This window comes from Amycolatopsis sp. NPDC005232, from assembly GCF_040607795.1.
GTDB lineage: Bacteria > Actinomycetota > Actinomycetes > Mycobacteriales > Pseudonocardiaceae > Amycolatopsis.
Window position 1 is genome coordinate 432,433 of record NZ_JBEXHL010000001.1, and the last position, 24,715, is coordinate 457,147.

19 protein-coding genes are annotated in these 24,715 nt (G+C 68.9%); 5 read left to right on the plus strand and 14 right to left on the minus strand.

Annotation, left to right across the window (positions count from 1 at the left end):
* The first annotated feature begins 47 nt into the window (after positions 1-47).
* Together ABZU76_RS02160 and ABZU76_RS02165 are read left to right on the plus strand one after the other, a co-directional pair.
* Positions 48-653 carry an XRE family transcriptional regulator gene (locus ABZU76_RS02160; protein WP_220244204.1) on the plus strand — a complete coding sequence of 202 codons (606 nt, stop codon included), beginning with the start codon at positions 48-50 and terminating at the stop codon, positions 651-653.
* An 81-nt stretch (positions 654-734) separates the two neighbouring features.
* The gene (locus tag ABZU76_RS02165) at positions 735-1,622 is read left to right on the plus strand and encodes a hypothetical protein (protein WP_354864157.1); all 888 of its coding nucleotides are present in this window, start codon (positions 735-737) and stop codon (positions 1,620-1,622) included.
* Between the two features lies 1 nt (position 1,623).
* Here ABZU76_RS02165 and ABZU76_RS02170 read toward each other — a convergent pair whose 3' ends face one another.
* Positions 1,624-2,895 (minus strand): cupin domain-containing protein, encoded by a 1,272-nt coding sequence (locus ABZU76_RS02170; RefSeq protein ID WP_354864159.1) that lies wholly within the window; start codon positions 2,893-2,895, stop codon positions 1,624-1,626.
* Positions 2,896-3,204: 309 nt separating this feature from the next.
* Complete coding sequence (locus tag ABZU76_RS02175; RefSeq protein ID WP_354864161.1) at positions 3,205-4,194, minus strand: hypothetical protein; 990 nt, start codon at positions 4,192-4,194, stop codon at positions 3,205-3,207.
* A gap of 549 nt (positions 4,195-4,743) precedes the next feature.
* Here ABZU76_RS02175 and ABZU76_RS02180 point away from each other — a divergent pair.
* Complete coding sequence (locus tag ABZU76_RS02180; protein ID WP_354864163.1) at positions 4,744-6,063, plus strand: hypothetical protein; 1,320 nt, start codon at positions 4,744-4,746, stop codon at positions 6,061-6,063.
* Complete coding sequence (locus ABZU76_RS02185) at positions 6,060-6,641, plus strand: GNAT family protein (RefSeq protein ID WP_354864165.1); 582 nt, start codon at positions 6,060-6,062, stop codon at positions 6,639-6,641. Before ABZU76_RS02180 ends, ABZU76_RS02185 begins: the two co-directional genes overlap by 4 nt.
* 302 nt (positions 6,642-6,943) lie before the next feature.
* Here ABZU76_RS02185 and argG read toward each other — a convergent pair whose 3' ends face one another.
* The 5 genes from argG to ABZU76_RS02210 all read right to left on the minus strand — a co-directional run bounded on the left by argG (position 6,944) and on the right by ABZU76_RS02210 (position 12,921).
* Complete coding sequence (gene argG / locus ABZU76_RS02190) at positions 6,944-8,392, minus strand: argininosuccinate synthase (RefSeq protein WP_354864167.1); 1,449 nt, start codon at positions 8,390-8,392, stop codon at positions 6,944-6,946.
* Positions 8,393-8,553: 161 nt separating this feature from the next.
* Entirely contained in the window at positions 8,554-9,321 is a 768-nt protein-coding gene (locus tag ABZU76_RS02195; RefSeq protein WP_354864169.1) for an NPP1 family protein, read from the minus strand.
* A 128-nt stretch (positions 9,322-9,449) separates the two neighbouring features.
* Positions 9,450-11,723, minus strand: a complete 2,274-nt coding sequence (locus tag ABZU76_RS02200) for an FtsX-like permease family protein (RefSeq protein WP_354864171.1) — start codon at positions 11,721-11,723, stop codon at positions 9,450-9,452.
* The gene (locus tag ABZU76_RS02205; protein WP_354864173.1) at positions 11,720-12,400 is read right to left on the minus strand and encodes an ABC transporter ATP-binding protein; all 681 of its coding nucleotides are present in this window, start codon (positions 12,398-12,400) and stop codon (positions 11,720-11,722) included. The genes ABZU76_RS02200 and ABZU76_RS02205 overlap by 4 nt, the downstream gene beginning before the upstream one ends.
* Complete coding sequence (locus ABZU76_RS02210) at positions 12,397-12,921, minus strand: PadR family transcriptional regulator (RefSeq protein WP_220244197.1); 525 nt, start codon at positions 12,919-12,921, stop codon at positions 12,397-12,399. The genes ABZU76_RS02205 and ABZU76_RS02210 overlap by 4 nt, the downstream gene beginning before the upstream one ends.
* Before the next feature lie 290 nt (positions 12,922-13,211).
* Here ABZU76_RS02210 and ABZU76_RS02215 point away from each other — a divergent pair, with 290 nt between their 5' ends.
* The gene (locus tag ABZU76_RS02215) at positions 13,212-14,393 is read left to right on the plus strand and encodes a thioester domain-containing protein (protein WP_354864176.1); all 1,182 of its coding nucleotides are present in this window, start codon (positions 13,212-13,214) and stop codon (positions 14,391-14,393) included.
* A 78-nt stretch (positions 14,394-14,471) separates the two neighbouring features.
* On the opposite strand, the gene ABZU76_RS02220 is transcribed toward ABZU76_RS02215, so the two are convergent.
* The 7 genes from ABZU76_RS02220 to ABZU76_RS02250 all read right to left on the minus strand — a co-directional run bounded on the left by ABZU76_RS02220 (position 14,472) and on the right by ABZU76_RS02250 (position 24,599).
* Complete coding sequence (locus tag ABZU76_RS02220; RefSeq protein WP_354864178.1) at positions 14,472-14,693, minus strand: hypothetical protein; 222 nt, start codon at positions 14,691-14,693, stop codon at positions 14,472-14,474.
* 13 nt (positions 14,694-14,706) lie between these two features.
* Positions 14,707-15,699, minus strand: coding sequence for an alpha/beta hydrolase (locus ABZU76_RS02225; protein ID WP_354864180.1), 993 nt, complete (start codon positions 15,697-15,699; stop codon positions 14,707-14,709).
* 97 nt (positions 15,700-15,796) lie between these two features.
* Positions 15,797-18,445, minus strand: a complete 2,649-nt coding sequence (locus ABZU76_RS02230) for an AAA family ATPase (RefSeq protein ID WP_354864182.1) — start codon at positions 18,443-18,445, stop codon at positions 15,797-15,799.
* Between the two features lies 1 nt (position 18,446).
* On the minus strand, positions 18,447-19,388 hold the full coding sequence (locus ABZU76_RS02235) for an aldo/keto reductase (protein WP_354864184.1): 942 nt from the start codon (positions 19,386-19,388) through the stop codon (positions 18,447-18,449).
* Between the two features lie 14 nt (positions 19,389-19,402).
* Positions 19,403-20,818, minus strand: a complete 1,416-nt coding sequence (locus tag ABZU76_RS02240; protein ID WP_354864186.1) for an epoxide hydrolase — start codon at positions 20,816-20,818, stop codon at positions 19,403-19,405.
* Between the two features lie 281 nt (positions 20,819-21,099).
* Positions 21,100-23,628: a carboxylic acid reductase gene (car, locus tag ABZU76_RS02245; RefSeq protein WP_354864188.1), complete on the minus strand. Its 2,529-nt coding sequence runs from the start codon at positions 23,626-23,628 to the stop codon at positions 21,100-21,102.
* The gene (locus ABZU76_RS02250) at positions 23,607-24,599 is read right to left on the minus strand and encodes an AMP-binding protein (protein ID WP_354864190.1); all 993 of its coding nucleotides are present in this window, start codon (positions 24,597-24,599) and stop codon (positions 23,607-23,609) included. Before ABZU76_RS02250 ends, car begins: the two co-directional genes overlap by 22 nt.
* Between the last annotated feature and the right edge of the window lie 116 nt (positions 24,600-24,715).

The following is a 24,715-nucleotide window of genomic DNA, read 5'->3' on the forward strand; positions in this document are numbered from 1 at the left end:
CCGATCGAGTTCCGCCAACCCGACCCCCGCAGGCGCAGGAGCGACACATGGCCTCACCCCCCGAGCAGTCCGACGAGCCGCGCAGCACTTCGGAGGGCGTGCACATCGGCTCGAAGCTGCGCGAATGGCGCCACGAGAGCCGGACGACGCTCACGGAGGTGTCCGAGGCGGTCGGGCTTTCCGTCGGCTACATCAGCCAGGTCGAGCGCGGGCGCGCGAACCCGTCGCTGGAAGCGCTGAAGCGGCTGGCCGACGTGCTCGGCCACACCGTCGGCGAGCTGTTCAGCAACGAGGCGCCGCCCGCGAACCCGTTGCGATATTCGGTTTCCAAGAGCGGGCAGCGCAAACGCATCCAGTACCCGGGCTCCGGGATCATGAACGAGCTGCTCAGCCCCGATCTGCAGCACCAGATGGAAGTGGTGTGGGTCGAGGCGCCCGTGGGCGCGACCAGCGGCGGGCACCCGCATTCGCACGTCGGCGAGGAGTGCGGCATCGTCCTGTCCGGCGTGATGATCTTCTGGATCGGCGACGACGAGGTGAAACTCGAAGCGGGCGACGCGATCTACCTCGACTCGACGGTGCCACACCGTTGGCACGTCGGGGAAGGCGAACCGCTCAAGGCGGTCTGGCTGATCACGCCGCCCACGTTCTAGTGTGGGGCGGCTCGTTACGTGTGAAACGTTCATTCACTTCGGATTCGGTGATGGAAACAATGGATCAGCATCTGATCGTGGATGATGGTGGGGCTTGCTGGCGATCGTTCGAAAGGCTCGCGCGTGTCCACTGCTCAGCCGACTGGCTCGTCCGGCGCTGTTCTTGACGTCCGTGAACACGAGCATGCCGACGTGCTGGCCCGCGTCGAGCGTGCGTTGGACGTGCGGCTGCACCGGGCGTCGGTGGTCTACGGGGAGTCGGGAGCGACGGAGGGGTTCCAGACGGACAGGGATACCTGGCTCCGGGTTGAGCGACGGGGGCTTTGGCGGATCAGCAGCGCGTCCTGGGTCGGGTTGGAAGCGGCCGCGACGATCCGAGGGGTGAAGAAGCCCGAGTGGTTCCAAGGTGCGACGTGGGCCGATCCAGGACGTGAGGTGGTATGGCGCGCGGACGAGGTCGAGTTCATCGCAGCCCCGGTCGTGGGTGATTTGGCCGCCGCGGCCGGCCTTCCGGATGCGTGGTGGACGACGGTACGGGAGTCGTTCGCCGCGCTCGCGGTCCACCAGACGGATCGGGTCGGGATGGCTCAGGCACACTTCACCAAGCGGGTCGCCGAGGTGTTTCCTGGTGTGGACACCGTGGTGGACGAGTGGAAGACCGCTCACGCCGATGTGCACTGGCGCAACTTGTCGACTGAGGGACACCTGATCGACTGGGAAGACTGGGGTCAGGCGCCACGTGGGCTCGACGCGGCCACGTTGTGGCAGTCGTCGTTGCCGGACTCTGCGCTGGCGGCCCGGGTGCAGCGCGAGTTCGCGGAGGACTTGGGGACGCGGTCGGGTCGGTTGGCTCAGCTGTTCGTGTGTGCGAACGCGATCCGGATTGCCCGCCGTCGCGGGCAGCCGACGCCGTTGTCGGGGCCCGCGACGGTGGAAGCGGAGCGGTTGCTCAGAGAGTTGGAGGCGTAGCTCAGGCGCCGCCGCTGAGGGCTGCGAAGCCCGACGCGAGTTCCTCGGTTAACTCCGCACACAGCCCCGCGTCCAGGAGCGGACCGGCGACCGCGTGAGCGTCAATCCCGGTCGACCGGGACACCTCGTCAAGGTTGACAGGTACTCCGGACAGCAGCAGGTGGAGGGCAGGCTCGGCGGCAGTTGCGAAGGTCAGTCGCTTTCCCGCTCCGAGCACGTCAAGGGTGTCGGTGCCGTACTCGAAGTGCGGCGGGAAGTCCGTCATGCACACCACGTCGGTGACGGAACCGAACACGCCCAACGTGGTGACGTGGCGACGGGACGGCCGTTCACGTTCTCGAGCAGCCAGGTATTCGGCCTGCGGGTGGCGGGCCGTCACGGCGGGCACGGCCCAGAACAGCCGCCTTACTTCCGCCTCCTGGCTTTCCGGAGTGCCCCAACGGTCGAGGTCAAGGCGGAAGATCTCTCGCTCGCGGGAGCGGTCTGCGACCCAGCTGAGCCAGTCGACGCCGGTTCGTTTTACGAAGCCGAACGTGGCGTGCAGGCTGTAACCGTCGCCTCGCTGCGCTCGGGTGGCTTTGTGCCAGTAGCCGCGGGGAATGTGCATGACGTCGCCCGTCTTCATGGTGCCGGACCACAGGACGTCGGCGGGTGGTTCCGTCGCCCGTTCGGTATCGCGGTACATCGGGGCTATGCGTGACGTCTCCCGCACCTCCCATGACTTTTCGCCGCCGAGCTGGACCACGATGACGTCGTGGTCGTCCCAGTGCATGTTGAACCCGGCGGCGTCGTGGGTCGTCAGGTACACGTTGACCTGGACGAGTTCTCGCGACCACCACTGCATCGCCTGGCATGTGACTTCCATCGTGGGGTCGAACGTGTCGAGAGTGTCCAGCACGATCGTGCAGCCGGACTTCATGAGCTGTCCGAGTCGGTCCATGCGCGCCATGGTTCTGCTCGGCCCGCGCCGGGTGGCGACGTCGGCGAGGTAGCGGTCCGGGTGAATCTCTTCGCCGTTCTGAAAGCACCGGAACTGCGGCGATGACAGCGGCCGGCGCATGATCGTGTCCAGCAGCCGGCCAGGCGTGAGCAGTCGTGAGCACAGCGCCGGTTCGGCCATGCTGCCGTAGGCGAAGTCTTGCCCGAGGGGGTGCGGCCCGCTCCAGCCAAGCGCCTTCTCGATCGCCGTGACGAGGTGGTGATCCATGATCTTCCTTCCGGGATGGGGCGGCAGATCGGCGCCGAGGCGTCCGATCTGCCGCCCCGGGAACAACTTCGTCAGATCACTCCGGGATGTTCAGGCCGTCGCCACCAGCGTCACCGTGACCGTCGCCCCCTCCCGACGTGGACGGATCTCCGTGGGACAGATCGAGGCGGTCACGCGGTGCGCCCAGATCCCGGGCACCGATGAAGAGGCCGGCTTCTTCCATTGTTTCGTTCCCTTCTTTTTGGGGCTACCAAGTTTCGCGCACTCGAATAGATCCGGACAGGCCCGTTCGAGCGGTGATCGCAATTACCGTGCGCATATACGTTGCAGATTTTTCTGGCAGGGTAAAGGAAACGTACCTCATGTGGACCACCGTCAAGTGGTAAACCATCCGCTGTTCTTGTTCGCTCTCCTGGCCCTAGGTGGCGGCACAGGCCGAGGAATCCTTTTTGGAAGTTCGGGGAGGCGTTCGGGCGGAGCCACGACCACGGGTGCGCGGGGCGGATCTTCGACCGCCAGGGCTTCGTAGTCAGGGTCGATCGTGGGCCAGATGGGCTCTGTGGGAACGCTGTCGGCGAGCCAATGAGGCGGTGGCTGGTCCTGACTCTTCACTGGGCAGCCATCTTCCGACGTTGATGTAGATGACCACGTGAACCAGTCGATATACCGAGCCGCCAGGGCGCGGTGGTTTGTTGGAAGCAGAATCCATCGGCCCGTTGCCTCAATGGGGACTCGATCAGACCGGCGCCGACTCCGGCGTCGACCATCCCTGTAGCGCTCCCAGAACCGTTGCACTTCAAGGAGGACGCGCTGCACCTGCCATTCATTGCCGGGTTGGTAATCAAGCTGCTTCGGCTCTCGAAACCAGGTCGTCGTTCCGCCCCGAAGCCGCGTAGGCGGGAGCGGCACGTAGCTGCCATGGGGAAGGAGATCAATCGACACCAAGTTGCTCAAGCCCGGCAACAGCGTCGCACCCTTCGTGACGAATACCCGTGTTCCGAAGGGGTCGCGCACGATCCGGCTGTCCGTTATGGACTTGCCGCCGTGCTGAAGCGCAAATGACAGGTATTCGGAGGGCACTTGGAGCTCGTCGAAGTCCTCGCCAACGCGGGCCAGGATGCTGTACGGCGCCACCGTCCACCATGACCGCACTTGCCGAGGGTTTCGATACGAGTGCCGAAACACCGACACCGGGCCGAGACCCGGCACCTTCTGGTCGTTGTGGCCCACGGTGAAGGTGTGTCCATCCCAGACAGGGTCGAAGATGGCGGTGGTGGGCTTCAGCGATCGGTTGAGCCATTTCTGATCAGAGTCCTTGATCGTCGAGCAGGCGAGTGACTGGAACGCGATGGGGTCGAGCGGCATGTCGGGGGCTGTCTCCTCGACCCCATCGCGAGACTGAGGGCACAACACGGAGGCAGCCGAGGATCCTGAGCCAGATTCCAGCGCGGCGCGGACCAGCCCGGAATCCCGTTCGCTGCTCGAACGACCGGAGGTAAAGCCGGGCGGACCAGACCTGCCGGCATGCGGCGCACAGCGGTTTCGGCTCATCGGTCATCGCCGCTGCGGGGAAGTCCGCCGAACACAAGCCCCGGTAGAAGCCTGTCCGCGAACGCAGGCCCAGCGCCATAGCGTCGGAATCGACAAGGTGGTCCTCGGATCCGTCGCCGTCGGTCATCCGGGCCGGTCGGTCGAGAGGGGAGTTGGTCATCGGACTCCTCCGTCGGGACAACCGGGGCGTTTCCGCGCCGGTCACTCAGCGTTTTGCCCCCTACACACTTCCGCCGGTGCCGCTGAATTCGGAACGACGCGGATCATGACTTCCCCTGCCTTCTTCTGCCTTCTGCCCTCCGTTGGTCGCCCGACGGCATGGTTCCGCCCTACTGTGGGAGGAGCTCGACAGGGGGGGACTAAATGGTCGACGAAGAGTTACCGCGGACCCGACTCGCCCAGGTGATGAAGCAGCAACACATGACGCTGCGTGACCTGCGCGACCGGTACGAAGCGATAACCCGCACCGAACTGTCCGAGCGCCAGGCTTACCGCTGGTGCAACGGAGATTTGAAAGGCCAGCCCTACGCCCACGCGCAGGCCGCCCTGGAACAGATGTTCGGAGAATCGACCGCTCAACTGCTCGGCCCGCCACACGGCAGCGGTCTGGTCGTGCAGGCTCGTCCCCTCGCACTGGGCGCCGGAGCGCTCGATCGCGAACGGTCCGACTGGCAACGTCAGGTGATCGCGGAGAGCGCCCTCCGCGCGCGCGATTTCCTGAGCAGGATGGAGGTAACCAACGTGGGTTCAGATACCCTCGACCAACTCACCGACGACGTTCGTCGATTGACGGTCGCATACCAGCAGCAGCCGCTGGAAACCCTGCTCGCCGACATGAGCGACACCCAGCGGAAGGTCTTCGAACTGCTGGAGGGGCGACAACGCCCGGCCCAAGCCCGAGACCTCTACCTACTGGCCGGTGTTGCCTCTGGCTTGATGGCGCGCGCTGCCCACGACACCGGAGCTTCCGACTCGGCCCTGACACACGCGCGGGCGGCGTTCGCGTCGGCTGATAATGCTGGTCACGACGGGCTGAAAGCCTGGGCCAAAGGCTTGCAGTCGCTGATTGCCTACTGGGCCGGTCGGTACAACGACTCGGTGAAGTACGCGCAGCAGGGTGCCGAATTCGCCTACCGCAGTCAGAACACGTCCGCTGTGTGGCTCGCGTCCGGCGAGGCTCGGTCGCTCGCCGCGCTGGGCCGGTACGAGGACGCCCAGCGCGCTGTCGAGCGGGCGACCGACGCCCGCGACCGCGTCCGCCGCGACGATCTCGACGAGCTAGGCGGCTTCTGCACCTTCAGCCGCCCGCGCCAGCTCTACTACGCCGCCGAAGCGCTGTCGTGGAGCGGCAGGGGTGCCGTCGACCAAACGGAGCGGTTCGCCGTCGAGGCGATCGATGCCTACGAGGCCGCGGACCCTGGCGAGCGGGCGTTCGGAGACGAGGCAGGCACTCGATGTGCGCTCGCCATCGCACGCATCAGCCGCAACGAGTTCGAAGGCGTTGCCGACGCGATGCACGCCGTGTTGCAATTGCCGACTGCTCAGCGGACTCACGGCGTGGTGGTAGCGGTACAGCATGTGCAACGCCACCTTGCGCAGGTGTCAACCGAGAGCCGCATCATGAACGAGCTGGGAGACTCCATGCAGACCTTTACCTCCCAACGATTGGCCTTGACTCAGTGAGTGCGCATGAACTCGACGACGCCGACACCGCCGTCATTCCTCTCGCAGGGCAGCTGACCCGGCTTCGGGAGTTCCGTTCATCCGACGGGGTCGACGCGTTCGCCATCGTCGGCGACGACCGCGTGACTCAGTTCCTGTCGTTCGACAGCAGGAGCCGGGAGGCCGCGCAATCGATGATCGACGGCGCCGTCGAGCGCGCCAGAGTCATGCCGAGGAACGAGTACTACCTCGGGATGACCCAGCTCGAAGACGATCGCCTTATCGGCTTCTGTCGTCTCGGACTGACCGGCGTGCGGGCGGCGCAACTCGGCTACGCGGTCATCGCTGAGCACTGGGGTAAGGGCTACGCCACCGACGCCGTGCGCAGCGCCCTCGACTTCGCGTTCGGTCCGCTGGACCTCCACCGGATTACAGCTGCCATCGGGCCCGACAACGCCGCTTCGCAGGGCGTCGTGGAACGGCTTGGGTTCACACGTGAAGGCGTACTTCGCGATCACGTGTTCACGAACGGCGCGTGGCGCGACTCAGTCCTCTACTCGATCCTCGCCGGAGAATGGCCCGAGCCGAAATCCGATTGAGCCCTAGGTGAACAGCGGTGAGCGGCAAGGAACGACCGAGCACCGCGGAGAGCGCCGACACATGCACCCACCTCGTGCCTGGGCGTGTGAAGCGGCTGTGCATTGTCCGCGACAACGCGCGGCAACAGGAGGTGGATACCGCCCTCGGGACGGAACTCTTGCCGGCGGACTGGGTAGAGGATTCGTGGCTGAGTTTGAAAGCCGCGAAGAAGCTGTGGGGCAGCTTCTTCGCGGCCGGTGTATCAGCGTCGGGTGCGGTTCGCAGGTTTGCTCACTCGCGCTTGGTAGCTGAGGCCAACGTTTCAGTCCGTGCCCGACTCCATGGCGGCACTGTCCAGGAGTTCGACGTCGTCGGTCTTGCCGCGGGAGGCGATCGCCTGGGCACCGCCCTCCGGCATCGCGCCGATCAGGCCCGTCGAAGCGGCCTGCGCGGCGCCGATGAGGGCCGGGTGGGAGCCGCTGCCGACCATCCCCAGCCCCGCGTACTGCTCGAGCTTCGCGCGGGAGTCGGCGATGTCGAGGTTGCGCATGGTCAGCTGGCCGATGCGGTCGACCGGGCCGAACGCGCTGTCCTCGGTGCGTTCCATCGACAGCTTGTCCGGGTGGTAGCTGAAGGCCGGCCCGGACGTGTCGAGGATCGAGTAGTCCTCGCCGCGCCGCAGGCGGAGCGTGACCTCGCCGGTGATGGCCGTGCCGACCCAGCGCTGCAGCGACTCGCGCAGCATCATGGCCTGCGGGTCGAGCCAGCGGCCCTCGTACATGAGGCGGCCGAGGCGGCGGCCTTCGTTGTGGTAGCTGGCGACGGTGTCCTCGTTGTGGACCGCGTTGACGAGCCGCTCGTACGCCGCGTGCAGCAGCGCCATGCCCGGCGCCTCGTAGATGCCGCGGCTCTTGGCCTCGATGATGCGGTTCTCGATCTGGTCGGACATGCCGAGCCCGTGGCGGCCGCCGATCGCGTTGGCTTCCAGCACGAGGTCGACGGACGTCGCGAACTGCTTGCCGTTGATCGACACCGGCCGGCCCAGCTCGAAGCCGATGGTGACGTCCTCCGGCTCGATCTCGACGCTCGCGTCCCAGAACCGCACGCCCATGATCGGCTCGACGATCTCGATGCCGGTGTCGAGGTGCTCCAGCGACTTGGCCTCGTGGGTGGCGCCCCAGATGTTGGCGTCGGTGGAGTAGGCCTTCTCGGTGCTGTCGCGGTAGGGCAGCCCGTGGGCCACCAGCCACTCCGACATCTCCTTGCGGCCGCCGAGCTCCGTCACGAAGTCCGCGTCGAGCCACGGCTTGTAGATGCGCAGGGCGGGGTTGGCCAGCAGGCCGTAGCGGTAGAACCGCTCGATGTCGTTGCCCTTGTAGGTGGAGCCGTCGCCCCAGATCTGGACGTCGTCTTCGAGCATCGCGCGCACCAGCAGCGTGCCGGTGACCGCGCGGCCGAGCGGCGTGGTGTTGAAGTAGCTGCGGCCGCCGGAGCGGATGTGGAACGCGCCGCACGTCAGCGCCGCGAGCCCCTCCTCGACCAGCGCCTCCTTGCAGTCGACCAGCCGCCCGAGCTCCGCGCCGTACGACGTCGCACGCCCCGGCACCGACTCGATGTCGGGCTCGTCAGCCTGCCCGATGTCGGCGGTGTAGGTGCACGGCACGGCGCCTTTGTCACGCATCCACGCCACCGCAACGGACGTGTCGAGGCCACCGGAGAACGCGATGCCGACCCGCTCGCCGACGGGAAGGGAAGTGAGCACCTTGGACATGGGTATGATTATGCATCAGGATGTATGACTGTGCATAGTCGGGGCGGGAAGTCGTGACGCAGATCGCTCCGGAGAGCCTCGCGGACCTGGGCCGACACCGAAGACGGGTGCCACCCCCACGAAGAGGATGACACCCGTCCTTCAGCACAAACCCTCAGGCCTCACCCACGCGGATCGAACGGAATCCCCGCCGGCAGCGAAGCTGCCAAGAGGTCGTTGTACCGCGCGTCGTTGATCTTGATCGTCGCCGAGCCGAAGTCGGCGGACATCAGCTTGTCGCGCAGGGCCGTGGACGGGTAGCCGTCGTAGCCGACGAGCGGGGGGTAGCGCCAGTTGTGGTAGTGGTTCTCCGGCGGTTCGTCGTTGTCGTTGGCCAGGCGGAAGAAGTGCGTGCCCAGGCCGTCCTTGTGGTAGACGACCTTCGGGTGTGAGCCGTCGAAGCGGACCTGCGAGCGCGGGTACGTGACCTGGCTGCTGTGCTGCGTGGTGGTCACGAACTCGACCTGGTTGCTCGCCTGGTTGATCCAGGAGATCACGTGCTCCCAGTCGTGGCGGTGGCCGCCGAGGCCGCTGCCGGCGACGGCCTGGTCCTTCTCGAAGTAGCTGGCGTAGACCACTGCGCACCAGCCGTTGTTGCACTTCGAGCGGGAGTAGGTCTGGGAGTTGTCGAGGTCGGACTGGTCGCGGCAGCTGCCGTTGACCGCGCCGGTGGTGTTGAGGCCCGGGGCGAGCGTGCCGTCCGGGCCGATGGCCGGCGTGGCGTAGCAGCCGTCGCCGTCGTAGTCGTACGCGGGCGAGAACGACTGGTCGTAGCCGCCGGCGTTCTGGGGGAGGTTGTGCGGGGGATCGGCGTACGCAGCGGCCGCCGGGATCACCAGCGCCAGCACGGTGGCGCCGAGGACCGCACCGAGCCGTTTGAAGGTTCGCATAAAGGTCGACCTTCCGAATGGGGACAGGGCGTTGATCATGCTGGCGCACCCGGCCCCCGGGGAGAAGGAGTTGGACCCGAAAAGCCCGCGACGAAGGTGGGTCGCGGGCCTTTCGGGCCGGTGAACTCTCACTCCGCGCGCAGAGATTCCACCTTTGTGATCTGGCGCAGCAGCGGAATCGTGCACGCCGTCACGACAAGAACCGCCGCCACGGCCGCGCCCGCCATGCTCGCGATCAAGTCGCCGTCGAGCTTCAACGGGATGTCCGCCGCGCGCAGGATCGGCAATGTCAGCCCGGTCCCCGTGAGAACCGCCAGCACCACCCCGATCACCACGGGCAGCGCCGTCTGCGCGAACGAACTGCGGGCCAGCACGCCCAGCGGAACACCCGAAGCGGCCAACGCGGCCAACGCCCGGCGCCGCTCGGTGATCTGCTCGACGGCCAGCATCAGCAGGCTCAACGCCGCCACCGCGAGCACGAACAGCGACGCCGTGAGCAGCACCGCCCGGATCGTGCCCAGCACACCGGTCGGCGCGCTCGCGCGCTCGTCCGTGTCCACGTCGACGTGCCAGGTCAGGCTCGCGACGGCGGCCGCCACGCGGTCGCCCAGCTCCGCGGTGGTCCCCGGACCCTTGACGAACACCGTGGTCAGCTCCACCGGCACCGGAAGGCCCGCGATGGCGCCGTCGGTCACCAGCAGCGTGCCGTCGAGGTTGCGCGCGGCCGAGCTCGCCGGCACCCGCACCACGCCCGAAGGGACAGCCCACTGAGGACCGCCGGTATCCGAACTGGACTCCGTGAAGCGCACCGAACCCGTCGGCACGGGGGCGTCGCCCACGGAGAACACCGAACCGTCCACACAGGACGGAAGCTCCGCCCGCAACGCCAGTGCGGCACAGGACCCGATCTCCACACTGGTCCACTGGTCACCTGCGACCGCGGATGAGCGCCGGATCGTGCCCACCTGCGTCAGCCCGGCGACGCCCGAAACGCGTTGCTGCGCCTCGGCGGCCGTCGCCTTGTCCGCGAGCACGCTCACGTGCGCCGCGCCCGCCCACGACAGATCCGTCTTGGCCTCGGCAGCGTCCTGCGCGAGCAGGGAGTTGAGCACCACCTGCAGCAGGATGCTGCCGGCCACCACCACGACCAGCCCTGAAACGACCCGGCTCGGCGTGCCGCTGTCGAGCTGCAGCCGCCGCACCGCGAGCTGCCACGCGGGCGGCCCGCCGTGCAGCCGGCTCGCGATCCCCTCGACGATCCACGGCAGTAGCACGGTCACGCCCACCAGCAGGAACGCGGAACCCCCGGTGAGCGCGATCAGCACGCTGTCGCTGCTTTGTCCTGGCTCGGTCGCGTACGCCGTGCCGACGAGCAGCACGCCGACGCCGGTGATCACCCAGCGCCACCACATCCGCCGGCGCACGGGCTTGCCCTGGCGCACCACGCCGAGCGGCTCCACGATCGTGCGCCGCAGCCCGAACAGCGCCGCCCCGACGGCCAGCGCGGGCACGAGCACCACCACCAGCACCGCGAGCGGCCACGGCGGCACGAAGTCCTCGCCGAACACGCGGTAGCCGAACAGGTCCAGCGAACCGAGCGTCGGACGCACCGCGAGGAACAGCCCCACGCCGAGCACCAGGCCGATCATCGCGCCCAGCAACGACTCCCCGGCCGCGACCCAGCGGATCTGCCGCGCGTCCACGCCGAGCAGCCGCAGCGCCGCCAGCCGCTGGTCGCGCTGCGCCGCACCCATCCGCGACGCCGTGGTCACGAAGATCAGCAGCGGCAGCAGCAGCGCGATCACCACCGGCAACAACGCGACGAGCATCGTCGTCGCCACCGCGATCCGCGGTGGCTCCCCGCCGCCGAAGCCATAGACGGTCTCCACGTCCGGGCTCGACTTCGCGTCGGCGACCGTGGTGCCGTACCACGCGGTGATCTCGCCGGCGTCGACGAGCCCGGGCTTGGTGATCGTGCCCGACGGCGCCGTGGGAAGACGGGCACGCAGCCCGGCGCCGTCCGGCCCGGCGAGCAGGCGCGCGAGCTCGGGCGACACGATGAGCTCACCCGGTTTCGGCACCGCGCTCAGCCCGGGTGGTACCGGCGCGTGCGGCCCCTCGGCAGCGACCGAGTGGATGTCCACGAACTGGTTGCCCCGGATCGCCGACCACTTGACGACGTACAGCGGGTCGACGCCGGGCTTCGGCTGCGTGATCTCGGCGGTCGCTGCCGCGCGGTCCTCCCGCGCGCCGACGACCGAGCTCACCGACGCCGCCGGCAGCAGCACCGCGACGACGAGCCCGATGCCCACCGCCGTCATCGTGAGGCGCAGCAGCGCCTGGCCCGACATCCGGCCGCCCCCGACGGCCAGCCGGAGGCCGAGAAGGAGGTTCGCGATCACTGCGCGAACTCCCGATCCGCCACGCGCCCGTCGCGCACCACGATCTCGTGGTCCGAGTACGCGGCGACGCGCGCTTCGTGCGTCACGAGCACGACGGCCGCGTTGGTCTGCCGCGCGGCCTCGGTGAACATGCGCATGACCTTCTCGCCGTTGAGCGAGTCGAGCGCGCCCGTCGGCTCGTCGGCGAAAACCACCTTCGGCTGGGTCACCAGCGCGCGGGCCACGGCGATGCGCTGCCCCTGCCCGCCCGAGACGTCGCCCGGGCGCTTGTCCGCGACGTCGGACACCTGCAGCCGCTCGAGCCACTCGCGCGCGACGCCCTCTGCCTTGCGCCGCCCGACCTTCGCCAGGCGCAGCGGCAGCGCGACGTTCTCCAGGCACGTCAGCTCCGGCACGAGCTGCCCGAACTGGAACACGAAGCCGAACTCCGTGCGCCGCAACGCACTGCGCTCGCGGTCGCTCATGGCGACGAGGTCGCGGCCGCCGTAGGTGATGGTGCCGGCGTCGGGGCGGACGATGCCGGCGAGGCAGTGCAGCAGCGTCGACTTGCCGGAGCCCGACGGGCCCATGATCGCGAGCACCTCCCCGGCCGCGACGGACACGCCGGCGCCGCGCAGCGCCTGTGTCGGGCCGAACGCCTTCTCCAGACCATCGGCGACGAGCAGTGGTTCCGTCATGACCGCACCTCGCTCGCCAGTTCGTCGAGGCGCGCGGCCGTGAGCTCGAGCCAGCGCAGGTCGGCTTCGAGGTGGAACAGCGCGTGGTCGCAGATCAGCTGCGTCGCGAGGTCGCCCTCACGCTTGCGGCGGGTGAGTTCGCGCATCATTTCGAGGTGCTTGCTGCGTTGCGCGTCCAGCACGGTCGTGGCGCTGCGGCCGGACAGCAGCGCCAGCACGACCTTGGTGTAGAGCGTGTTCTGCAGGTACGGCTCGGGGTTCTCCGGCGTCGCGAGCCAGTGTTCGACGTCGGTGATGCCGGCGTCGGTGATCGTGTAGCGCTTGCGCTCCGGCCCGTCGCCGGCCTCGACCCCGGCGACCTCCACGAGGCCGTTTTTGAGCAGGCGCGAGAGTGTGGCGTAGACCTGCCCGTAGGCGAGCGGCCGGTCTTGGCCGAACTGTTCGTCGTACGCGCGTTTCAGGTCGTATCCGTGCCTCGGTCCTGGCTCGAGCAAGGCGAGCAGGGTGGTCCCCACTGACATGTCTGGTCCCCTTCGGAAGATCGCTATACATCGAGACTATACATCGCATGTATACGCAGGTGATCGGGGTGTGTCCGATTTGCTCAGTGGCGGTGCGTGAACGGCTTGGTGACGCCCAGGTGGACGGCCCTCGTGGTGCCGGGGACCACCGTGAGTGGCCGTGTGAGCTGTGTGTAGGCTTCCGCATCGCTTGACTGGGTGGATTCTCACCTGATTGGTGGCCGTCGTGATCGGGGTGTGTTTTCTCACGCGGCTCCGACTTTCTGGTTCGGGCTTGGATGGGAGAACAGATGCAGGTCAGGTCAGGTCTGGTGCGAGGCGGGATCGCGGCTGCCGCCGCGGCCGTCGCGCTGATGGCGGCCGCTCAGGGCGCCACCGCGGACACCGGCGCGAAGGCTGAAGACGGCGCGGCCAGTGGGCGTCTCGTCCCGGGCGCGTTCACCAACGGCTTCGGTGTCAACCTGAACGAGAACGGCAAGGACCACTACTACGACACGGTCCTGTTCGGTCTCAAGCTCTCCGACGGCAGCATGCTGAAGCTGTACTGCGTCGAGATCGAGACGAACATCGACGAGCAGCAGGACATGCTCGAGACGCCGTGGGACAAGTACCCGAACCCGGACTCGCCGTTCAACAAGAACAACGCGAAGATCAACTGGGTCCTGCACCACGGCTTCCCGACCGAGGACCTCAAGGGCATCGAGGCCGAGCTGAAGGGCGTCACGCTGCACGACGGCCTGTCGCAGGCCGAGGCCATCGCCGCCACGCAGGCCGCCGTCTGGCACTTCAGCGACGGCAAGGAGATCGACCGCGACAAGCCGGTGCAGTACGGCAACGCGGACAACGGCGCCGACGTGCTCGCGCTGTACGACTACCTGACCGGCAGCGACAACGTCGGCATCGGCCAGCAGCCCAAGCCGACGCTGAGCATCACCCCGGCCTCGGCCAAGGGCGAAGCCGGCACCAAGATCGGCCCGTTCACCATCGCCACCACCGGTGACATCACCGACCTCACCTCGCAGCTGCCCGACGGCGTCAAGCTCACCGACGCCGACGGCAAGGCCGTGACGGAGGGCGAGGTCAAGGACGGCACCAAGCTGTACCTCGACGTTCCCAAGGACGCCAAGGCCGGCACCGCCGAGCTGGCGCTCAAGGCCGTCGGCCACCTCGACACCGGCCGCCTCTTCGTGGGCGAGAACTACGCCAAGCACCCGGCGCAGTCGCTGATCGTCGCGGAGTCGCAGAAGACCACGGTCGACACCTCGGCCACCGCCACCTGGACCGAAGCCGGCGTCACCCCGCCGACCACCCCGGCGGCGCCCGCCACCACCCCGGCCGCCCCGGCCGGCGGCTCGGCACCCCTGGCGAACACCGGCGTGGACGCCTCGCTGCCCATCGGCATCGGCGCGGCCCTCGTCCTGGCCGGCGGCGCGATGCTGGTGCTGGTGCGCCGTCGTCGGAGCAACGCCTGAGTGTTTTAGCTGAACGAAGAAGCGGGGCCGGTCCATTGTGGACCGGCCCCGCTTTCGTCTTGCCGGGTTCGCCGGTGCCTAGCCGACGATCACCTCGGTGATCACACTCTCGCTCGCCACCAGGCGCACGCGGTTGTGCAGCATCGCCGCGTCGCGGGCGTGGGCGCCCGGCTGCTGGATGAGGAAACCGTGGCGGATCAGCTTGATCACGGCCTTGCGGATCGGCATCCCGACGACGTCGGACGGGCGGAAGTTCGGATCTCGCGGTGGTCCGCCGTCGCGGATGCCCTTGTGGCCCATGGGGCCACGGTACTCAGAGCCGGTCCGCGTCGACGATGGCTTTCGTGAAGTCCGAAGGGGCCTCCTGGGGGACGTTGTGGCCGATGCCGGGCAGGAAGCGGTGGTCGTAGGGGCCCGTGAACTGCTTGCGGTAGCCCGAGCCGTCGGCGGCGGTGCCGTCGAAGTCGCTGGCGACGGTGATGGTGGGCAGGGCGATCTTGGGGCTCTGCTGGAGCTGGGCTTCGAGGCGGTCGTACTGCGGTTCGCCGTGGGCGAGGCCCAGGCGCCAGCGGTAGTTGTGCACCACGATGGCCACGTGGTCCGGGTTGGTGAACGACTGCGCGGTGCGCTCATACGTCGCGTCGTCGAAGTGCCACTTCGGGGAGACGGTCTGCCAGATGAGCTTGTTGAACTCGTCGGTGTTGCGCGTGTAGCCGAGCACGCCACGTTCGGTCGAGAAGTAGTACTGGTACCACCAGCCGAGCTCGGCTGCGGGGGGCAGCGGGTCGCGCTGCGTCTTCAGGTTGGTGATGAGGTACCCGCTCACGAGCACCAGCGCCTTGCACCGCTGCGGCCACAGCGCGGCCACCGCGCCGGCCGTGCGCGAGCCCCAGTCGAAGCCGCCGATCACGGCCTTCGGGATCTTCAGCGCGTCCATCAGCGCGATGACGTCGGCGGCGACGGCGGACTGCTGGGCGTTGCGGAACGTCGAACCCGAGTGGAACGTCGTGGTCCCGTATCCGCGCAGGTACGGCACGATCACGCGGTAGCCCTGAGCCGCCAGCGCGGGCGCGACGTCGACGTAGCTGTGGATGTCGTAGGGCCACCCGTGCAGCAGGAGCACCACCGGTCCGTTCGCGGGGCCGGCCTCCGCGTAGCCGATGTTCAGCACGCCGGCCCGCACCTGCTTGAGCGGCCCGAAGGACGTGTGCCCAGTGGCCGCCGCGGCCGGAGACGCGACGCCGGCGACCGATGCCGTTGCCACGCCGGCGGCGAGTACCTGCGAAAACTGTCTCCTGCTGATCATCCGAAAACACTCCTGAGCTCGAAACCTTTTTCCGCGTTGTGACGGTAGGCAGTGGCGGGGTGGCTTCGCGCCCGTCAGGTGACGCCGTGGGTGTACGTCATCCCTCGCGGCGCAGCGCGGCACCCAGCTCGCCGCGGGCGCTGATGCCGAGCTTCGGGAAGATCCGGTGCAGGTGCGTGCTCACGGTCCGGTGCGACAGGTACAGCCGCTGCCCGATCTCCCGGTTCGTGAGCCCCTCCGCGGCCAGCTGCGCGATGTTCAGCTCGTGCGCCGTGAGGTCACCCAGCGCGTCCGGCTCGCGGTCCGGCGTCGCCTCGCCCGCGGCACGCAGCTCGCGAGCGGCCCGTTCGCCCCATGCCGTGACGCCGAGTGCGTCGAACGTCTCCCGCGCCGCCCGCAGTACGGGCCGCGACTCCGCCGCGCGACGACGCCGGCGCAGCCACTCGCCGAACGCGAGCTGCAGCCGTCCGCGTTCGAGCGGCCAGCCCGTGAGATCGGCCTGCAACGCGACGCGGAACAGCTCCTCCGCGTCCTCGTCGGAGGCGAGTACGGCGCGGGCGTAGCGCAGGCCGTGGTGCAGCGCGGGGGACGTCGTCGGGGCCTGTTCGAGCTCGGTGATCAGGCCGCGCACCACGTCGGCGCGATCGCAGTGGACGGCCGCCTCCGCCAGCTCGGCGACCACGTAGCAGCGCAGCGCCAGCTGGTACGCGGCGTCTGCGGGATCGAAGACGCGCAACAACGCGGCCACGGCGTCCGCGTGCCGGCCCGCGCCGAGGGCGGCCAGACCGCGGGCGAGCTGCACCGTGGCCAGCACCGGGCGCGCGCCCGCCGCGAGGCCCACGCGTTCGGCCTCCGCGGCGAGCTTCTCGGCCAGATCGTGGTCCCCGCGCAACGCCGCGATCTCCGCCTGCACCGCCCTGGCCAGGCCGACCATGTACGGCTGGCGCGTCTCGTGCGCCAGCCGGCCGGCTTCTTCCGCGGCGGGCAACGCGGCCGCCAGGTCGCCGAGCCGGGCGTGGCTCCAGGCCTGCACGGCCAGCGCGCGGCTCAGCAACCCGAGCCGGCCTTCGGCGCGGAGACCCGGTTGCGCGGCCAGGGAAAACCGCGCCGCGAGATCGAACGCGCCGACCTGCAGCGCCGCGCTGCCGAGGAACCGGATCACGGTCGGATCGGTGGTGCGGTCCGCCAGCTCCCGCAACGCGGCCACCACCTCCGCCCCGCGCGCCAACGGCGTCACGTACGCCGCGATCGCCACCATCCGCGGGTCGGCCGGGTCGACGGGCAGCTCGTCGGCGATCGCGGTGATGCGTTGGCGCGCCGGCGCGCCGGGCTCGATCCAGAAGCAGCGCATGGCGGTGCTCCAGAAGATCCGCATGGCCAGGTCGAGATCACCGTCCCGGGCGACAGCGCCCGCCAGCGTCGCCAGCTCCGACGCGCCGGCGGCGCCTTCGCGGACCCCGTCGTCGAACCCGGTCGGCAGCCAGGTGACCAGGGCTCGTTGACGCGGGGTGAGGTCCATTGTGGACGCTGCTGCCAGCAGCCGGTCGACCACGTCACGTCGGCCGGATTCGACGGCGAGGTCGGCGGCTCGGAGCAGCCGATCGGCCCGGCGCAGGTCGGTCTCGCTGAGGCGCGCGGCTTCCTCCAGCGCCGCGATCGCCGCCGCGACGCCACCCCGGCGTCGGGCGTCACCCGCGGCTGCTTCCAGTTCGGCCGCAACGGTCTCGTCGGTCCCGGTGGTCGCCGCCGCCCGGTGCCATGCCCGCCGTCCGGGCCCGGTCAACGTCGCGGCCAACGCGTGGTGCGCGGCGCGACGAGCGGCGGGTGTCGCCGACCGGACGATGGCGGCTCGGGTCATCGCGTGCCGGAACGTCACGGTCGTCGCGTCCACCTCGACGAGCCCCGCGGCCGGACCGAGCGCGTCGGTGCCGGTGGCCTTGAGCGTTTCGGCCAGCGACGTGCTGTCGTTGAGCGCCGCGACGAGCAGGTTCGTGCGCGTCGCTTCCGGCAGCTCGGCCACGCGGGCGGCGAAGGCGTGGTCCAGCGGGCCGGTGCGGGCGGCGGGCAGTTCGGTGAGCGCGAGGGGGTTGCCGGCGGCGTCTTGGAGAATCCGTTTACGGGCTTCCGAAGCGAGATCCGGGGCGACGTGGTCGAGAAGCTCCTCGGCGTCCTGCGGCGGCAAGGGGCGCAGCGTGAGGGAAGGGAGGTCGTCGAGGCGGGTGGGTTCGTCACCGCGGGCCGTCGCGATCAGGACGACGCGCTCGGACTCGACGCGGCGAGCCAGGAAAGCGAGCACGTCCTGGGTCGCGCGGTCGAGCCAGTGGACGTCTTCCAGCAACAGGACCAGCGGCGTGGCGGCGGCTGCCTCGCTGAGGAGGTTGAGCACGGCGAGGCCGACAAGATAGGTCTGCGGCGCCGGACCGTCGACGAGGCCGAGCGCGGTGCGCAGAGCCGTGCGCTGGGTCGCCGGGAGGGCGGTGGTGGCGTCACGGAGGGGGTAGAGGAGCTGGTTGAGGCCGGCGTAGGGGAGATGCTGCTCGGGCTCCGCGCCCGTTGCGGTCAGGATCGTCGTGCGCGACGGGCCGAGCTGCCGGCGGACGGTGGCGACGAGAGCGGACTTGCCGACGCCCGGTTCGCCCCGCACCAGCAACGCGCCGCCGCGTTCACCGACGCCGTCGACCAGCTCCGCCAGGCGTTTCTGCTCCAGCTCCCGTCCGAACAGGACTGAACTCCTTTCCTCGGCCACGCTAGGGCAACGGCTCGTCGCGGGCGGTGATCCACAGGCGATACCACTCTTCGTGCGTGAGGGCCGGTTCGCGGTTCACGGCGTCGCCGCAGGCACGGATGCGTTCGGGCCGGGTGCTCCCGAGGACCGGGGCGATCCGCGCCGGGTGGCGCATCAGCCACCAGAGGACGATGGTTTCCGGCGTTGTGTCGTGGTGGGCGGCAAGTTCCTTCACCAGCTGGGCGGTGGCCTCTTCGACCGGGGTTGCCTGGCGTCCCGTGTAGACACCCTGAGCCAGCGAACCCCAGGATTGGAGCTGAATCCCGTGCTCCACGCAGTATTCGAGGGTGCCGTGGGGAAACCCGTTGGCGGCGGCCGCCGAGGTGTTCACCAGCACACCCGACTCGACCCAGTCCCGGCGCGCGAGGCTCATCTCCAGCTGGTTGGCCACCAACGGAAAGTCCACACGCGACTGCAACGCGGCGATCTGGGCGGCGCTCATGTTGGACACGCCGAAGTGCCGGACCAGCCCGTCCTCACGCAGGCGGTGCAACGCCTCCGCGACCTCACTGAGGTCGGCCAGCGGGTCGGGCCGGTGCAGCAGCAGCACGTCGACGTACTCTGTCCGCAGCCGTTCGAGGCTCTGCTCGAGGCGGGCCACGATGCTCGCGCCGCGCAGGTCGTAGAAGCCGCCGTCGAGCCGAATCCCGCACTTGGTCTGGAGCACGATCCGCTCCCGCAGGCCCGGCGTGCGCGCGAGCACCTCGCCGAACACGGCCTCCGCCTTGCCGTGGCGGTAGATGTCCGCGTGGTCGAAGGCGGTCACGCCGATGTCGAGCGAGGCGGTGATCGCCGCCTCGGCGGCATCGACGTCGGCGGGCGCGTACGGTGCCGGGTCCCAGCTGCCGCCGAGACCCATGCAGCCGTACCACGCCGGGGGCGCGGGGGCGGTGATCGTGTCCACCCGCGCGAGTGTAATCAGCGGAGGAAGCGGAACGCCGCCCGAAGTTCTTTCGAGAACAGCTCCGGCTGCTCCCACGCGGCGAAATGGCCGCCGTTGTCGACCTGGTTGTAGTAGCGCAGGTCGTGGTAGGCGCGCTCGGCCCAGCTGCGCGGCGCGCGGTAGAGCTCGCCGGGGAACACGGTCACGGCGGCGGGGATCGAGACGTCGACGGCGTTGAAGTTGTTCGCGTTGTTCTCCCAGTACAGCTGCGAGGACGACACGGCCGTGTTGGTGACCCAGTAGAGAGTGATGTCGTCGAGCATCTCGTCGCGCGTGAGCACCTTCTCGGGCACGCCGCCACCGTTACCAATCCGACCAAAAGTAGGCGGGCACCCAACGGAACATCGGGGCGTCTGCTGACCTTTCGCGCCGTGGCTGTGGTCGGATTGGTGACAATCAGCACTGTAGGTCCAGGCGGCGAACTTGTCGTACATCCACGCGGCCAGGCCTGCGGGGGAGTCGGCGAGCCCGAAGCCGACGGTTTCCGGGCGGGTGACCATCATCGCCGAGTAACCGGAGCCGCGGGTGTAGAGGGCGTTGAGGGAGTCGAATGCCTGGCGCTCCTCAGTGGACAGTCCGGCGGGTGCCGGGCCGCCGTCGGTGAGGATCTTCGCGATCTCCGGCGGCACGGTCGCGGGCATGTTCACGTGGATGCCTCGTAGGCCGGAGGGTCGCTGCGCCGCCATCACGTCCGACACGACCGAGCCCCAGTCGCCGCCCTGCGACACGTATTCGCGGTAGCCCAGGCGTTTCATGAGCACGTCCCACGCCTGCGCTATGCGCGCCGGGCCCCAGCCGGTGGCGGTGGGCTTGCCGGAGAAGCCGTAGCCGGGCATCGAGGGGATGACGACGTGGAACGCGTCGGCCGCGCTGCCTCCGTGGCGCGTCGGGTCGGTCAGCGGGCCGATCACCTTGAGCATTTCGAGGACCGACCCCGGCCAGCCGTGCGTGATGACTATCGGCAGCGCGTTCTCGTGCTTCGAGCGGATGTGCAGGAAGTGGATGTCGAGGCCGTCGATCTCCGTGATGAACTGCGGGAGAGAATTGAGCTTCGCCTCGACCTTGCGCCAGTCGTAGCGAGTGGTCCAGTACTTCACGAGGTCTTGGACGCGTTGGAGCTGCAGGCCCTGCGAATCGTCGGCGACGGTCTCTTTTGTCGGCCACCGCGTGGCGCGCAGCCGGTTGCGCAGGTCGGTGAGGTCGCGCTGGGGCACGTCGATGCGAAAGCGGCGGATGGCGCTGGGCCCGGCTGTGGGGCTCGCCGCTGTCGGGGCGTTCGCGGCGTCCGCGGTCCCGGCCAGCAGCGTCGACGCACTGGCCGCAACGGCAAGCGCCCCCGCCGACGTGGCGAGGAACCTCCGCCGGGAATGTTCGGACGTGTTCTCGGACATCACTGTTTCTCCTCGACGGGAAAGAATGCGGACCGGACGGCCGTTTCCGACGCTAGCCGTTCTTGATCATCGCGGCCAGCGCCCGCATCCTGCCTCGAAAAGATGGCGATTTCCGTTGCTTTTCTGGCGTTATTCGTGGGTGGGTATTACGGAGTTCTTGCGCCGCCGAGGTGGCGCATCCAGATGACCAACCTAACGCGACGACCGAGCCCGAGACCTTCGGATCCCGCCCGGAAAGCCTTGCCCAGCGCCAAGTTTCCCCGACGCCGGGCAAGGAAACCTCAGATCAACCCGAGCTGCGCCAGATCCGCCGCGTACTTCCGGATCAGCTCCACGGTCACGTGCGGGATGTCCTTGTCCGCGCCGATGCCGGCGTCCTGTACAGCCGAGCGGAAGCGGTCGGTCGGGATGCCAGCCCCGTCGACAGGGGTGGCCGGGGCCGAGAACGCGTGCAGCAGCGGCAGCAGGGAGTGCTGCTTCTGCTTCTCCGGCAACCCGCGAATGGCCGTCTCGAAGCGGGCGAACCACTCGGCGTGGTCGTCGATGCGCTTGATCGGATAGCCGGCCGACACGAGCCAGCCGACGTAGGTGTCGAGGGAGACGCCGTCCTCGTGGGGGTTGAGGACGTTGTAGGTGCGGTAGCCCTCGGTTGCCTGGGTGCCGAGGGTGGTGATGGCCTCGGCCGTGAAGTCGGCGGGCAGGCCGTCGTAGTGGGCGGGGGCGGACGAACTGTAGAACGATCCGGGCGCGATGGCCGTGACGATGAGGCTGAGCAGCAGTCGCGTGAACATGTCCGGCACGTTGAGCTGGCCGGAGTAGCGGCTGTGCGCCAGGATCATGTCGGAGCGGAACGTGGCGACGGGCAGGCCGAAGGCGTCGTTGGCCTCGCGCAGCAGGACCTCGCCGGCCCACTTGCTGGTGGCGTAGCCGTTGGCGTAACCGTCGTCGAGCACGCGCACGGGGCTTGTCACACGGATGTCGGACACCTCGTCGGCCGAGGACGCCTGGTCGGCGATCACGGCCACTGTGGACAGATAGGTGATCGGCTTCATCCGCGAGGTCAACGCCATCCGGATCAGCTCCGCGGTGCCCACCACGTTGGGGCCGAACAGCTGGTCGTAGGGCAGCACGTGGTTGACCAGCGCGGCCGGGTGCACGATGAGGTCGACGGTGTCGGCCAGCCGTCGCCAGGTTGCCTCGTCGAGGCCGAGGTCCGGCTCGCCGATGTCGCCCGCGAGCACCTCCAGGTGGTCGGCGGCCAGGTCGCGGAAGTGGCGCAGCAGCTTGGCGTCGCCGCTGTCGAACGCGTCCTCGAGCCGCCGGTGCGCGGCCTCGGCGGAGCTGCCGCGGACGAGGCAGATGAGCCGGCCGCCCGTTTCGGCCAGCCGTTCCAGCCACTCCAGGCAGAGGAACCGGCCGAGGTAACCGTTGGCGCCGGTCAGCAGCACCGTGCCGACGGTGCCCGTGGGGCGCGCCAGCGTCGAGGCGCCGTCCAGGGTGGCGGCGTCGAGGAACTTGTCGAGCGTGAGCGCGTTGGCGCGAGCCTCGGCGCTGCCCGCGCCGTGGACCTTGGCGAAGGTGGGCCGCTTGGCGCCCGACTCGCGCGCGTCCTCGATGTACGACGCGAGCTTGCGCAGGTCGGTCGCCGGGCTGATGACCACGCCGACCGGCACCTCGACGTCGAAGATCTCCCGCAGCAGGTTGGAGAACGTGAGCGCCGACAGCGAGTCGCCACCCAGCTCGACAAAGTGCGCCTCGGGGCTCACTTCGCTCGAAGACGCGCCGAGCAGCGCCTGCGCCGCCCGCACGACCGTGTCGAACACCGGCTGCGAACGCCCGACCTGCCGCAGTTCGCGCAGCTCGCTCGACTCGCGCTCGGCGATCTCACGGTAGAGCTGGTCGAGCCGCTCGCTGTAGTGCTCCTTCAGCTTCGGCCGCGACAGCTTGCGGATTCCTGTGAGCAGCCCGTTTTCGGGGCTGAACGGCTGGGTCTCCACGAGGAAGTCGCGCGGGATCTCGTACGAGTTGAGGTCCGACTCCTTCGCGATACTCTGCAGCGATTCGCTCAGCTGCGCCTTGAGCTTTTCACCGTCGCCGAACGCTTCGAGCGCCTCCGGCGTCGGCACGATCACCGCGAGCAAGTACGCGCGTTCACTGCTGCCGTACAGGTAGATCTGCCGGATCGCCGGCGCGGCCGCGAACTCGGCCTCCAGCCGCGAGACGGCCACGAACTCGCCCTGCGACAGCTTCAGCACGTTCTTGCGCCGGTCGAGGTAGAACAGCGTGTCCGGCGCCGTCTCGGCCATGATGTCGCCGGTCCGGTAGTAGCCGTCCTTGTCGAACACCTCGGCCGTGGCGTCGGGGCGCTTGTAGTAGCCGGGCACCAAACTGGTCGCTTTGACCAGCAGCTCTCCGCGAGGGTGCGGGGAATCCGTGGAGAAGTAGCCGAGCTCCGGGACGTCGTCGAGCTTGTAGTCGAGTACCGGCGGGCGGGTCGGCTTGTGGTCGAACAGCACGATGCCGGCCTCGGTGGATCCGTAACCGTCGTGCAGCTCGAGACCGAACACCGACTCGATGAAGGCCTGCATCTCGCCCGACAGGGGCGCGGAACCGGAGCCGGCCCAGACCATCCGCCCACCCAGGAAGCTCGTGCGCAGGTCGAGCTTGACCTCGGCTTCCAGCTCGGCCGAATAGCCGGCGCCGAGCGCGCGGCGGTCGAGCTCGCTCTGGTAGTGGTGGAAGATCATGTCGCAGATCCGCGGCACCATCACGATCTCGGTGGGGCGCGTCAGCGAGATGTCCTCGAACAAGGTGGACAGGTCGTTCTTCGCGGCGAAGTGGACGGTACCGCCCCGGCCAGGGTGGAGACGAGCATGGCTCGGCCCAACACGTGGCTCAGCGGCATGAAGTTGAGGTCCACCAAGGGGAACGGGGGCCGTTCGGGGAAGAACTCGTGCCACAGTTTCGCGATGAGCCGGTCGGTGTACATCGCGCCCTTGGGCGTGCCGGTGCTGCCGGAGGTGTAGATGAGCACCGACAGGCGGTCCGGGTCCGCCCCGGACACTGGCGCGGGCGCCGTGGTGGCGCCGCGTTCGAGCACCGCGCTCAGCGGCTCGACGACGATCGGGCTGTCGGCTGAAGCGAACCGCGCCTTGGCGGCCTCGAACTTCTCGCGCTCGGCGTCGACCTCGGGGTGGTAGTCGAACACCACCAGGCGCCGCACTGTCGTGCTGTCGAGCACGAGGTCCACGGCGGTCCCGAGGTTGTCCACATTGGACGCGAGCAGCTTCGGCACGGTCTCGGCGACGATCGGCTTGAGCGTGCCCGCCGTCGCGCCCGCCTGCAGCGGCACGGACACCACGCCGGCGCGGACGCAGGCGAGGTCGATGATCGCGTACTCGGTGCTCGTGAAGCCGAGCGTGGCCACGAAATCACCGGCCGCCACGGGGGCTTCGGCGTGGTGGGTCCACTCGCCCGCGATGGCGCACGCGCGCTGCCACGCTTCGCGGTAGGTCACCGTGTCGAACCGCGGCAGCAACCGGCGCGTGGTCCGGCCCGTCACCGGGTCGGTCACCACCTCCGTGGCCCGTTCGGCGAAGGCGGCGCGGTCGGCGTACCCCGTCATCACCGTTTCGATCAGCTCCACCAGCGACAACCCCGGTCGTCGGATCGCCTCGGCGATGCCGGCGTCGGGGGCGGCGTCCCGCAGCTGCGGCTCAGCTGCCAGCAGCTGCTCGACGCGGTGCTCGGTACTGGTGATCTCGGTCGGCGGGGTCGCCAATGCTCAGCCCTCCCTGGGTCGGCGTTCGTCCAGCGGGAGGCGCCGTCGGCTCCTTTTGGGCTAGTTGTTTGCGTCCCCTAAGTTTACTGATCGTGGTCGACCGAACACCCGCTCGT

Bases quoted from the DNA above. Each gene is read 5' to 3' on its own strand.
- ABZU76_RS02210 (WP_220244197.1), bottom strand. From the start codon at position 12,921: ATGTCAGTGGGGACCACCCTGCTCGCCTTGCTCGAGCCAGGACCGAGG.
- ABZU76_RS02195 (WP_354864169.1), bottom strand. From the start codon at position 9,321: ATGCGAACCTTCAAACGGCTCGGTGCGGTCCTCGGCGCCACCGTGCTG.
- ABZU76_RS02160 (WP_220244204.1), top strand. From the start codon at position 48: ATGGCCTCACCCCCCGAGCAGTCCGACGAGCCGCGCAGCACTTCGGAG.
- ABZU76_RS02215 (WP_354864176.1), top strand. From the start codon at position 13,212: ATGCAGGTCAGGTCAGGTCTGGTGCGAGGCGGGATCGCGGCTGCCGCC.
- ABZU76_RS02225 (WP_354864180.1), bottom strand. From the start codon at position 15,699: ATGATCAGCAGGAGACAGTTTTCGCAGGTACTCGCCGCCGGCGTGGCA.
- ABZU76_RS02180 (WP_354864163.1), top strand. From the start codon at position 4,744: ATGGTCGACGAAGAGTTACCGCGGACCCGACTCGCCCAGGTGATGAAG.
- ABZU76_RS02205 (WP_354864173.1), bottom strand. From the start codon at position 12,400: ATGACGGAACCACTGCTCGTCGCCGATGGTCTGGAGAAGGCGTTCGGC.
- ABZU76_RS02240 (WP_354864186.1), bottom strand. From the start codon at position 20,818: ATGTCCGAGAACACGTCCGAACATTCCCGGCGGAGGTTCCTCGCCACG.
- ABZU76_RS02220 (WP_354864178.1), bottom strand. From the start codon at position 14,693: ATGGGCCACAAGGGCATCCGCGACGGCGGACCACCGCGAGATCCGAAC.
- ABZU76_RS02175 (WP_354864161.1), bottom strand. From the start codon at position 4,194: ATGCCGCTCGACCCCATCGCGTTCCAGTCACTCGCCTGCTCGACGATC.
- argG (WP_354864167.1), bottom strand. From the start codon at position 8,392: ATGTCCAAGGTGCTCACTTCCCTTCCCGTCGGCGAGCGGGTCGGCATC.
- ABZU76_RS02165 (WP_354864157.1), top strand. From the start codon at position 735: ATGATGGTGGGGCTTGCTGGCGATCGTTCGAAAGGCTCGCGCGTGTCC.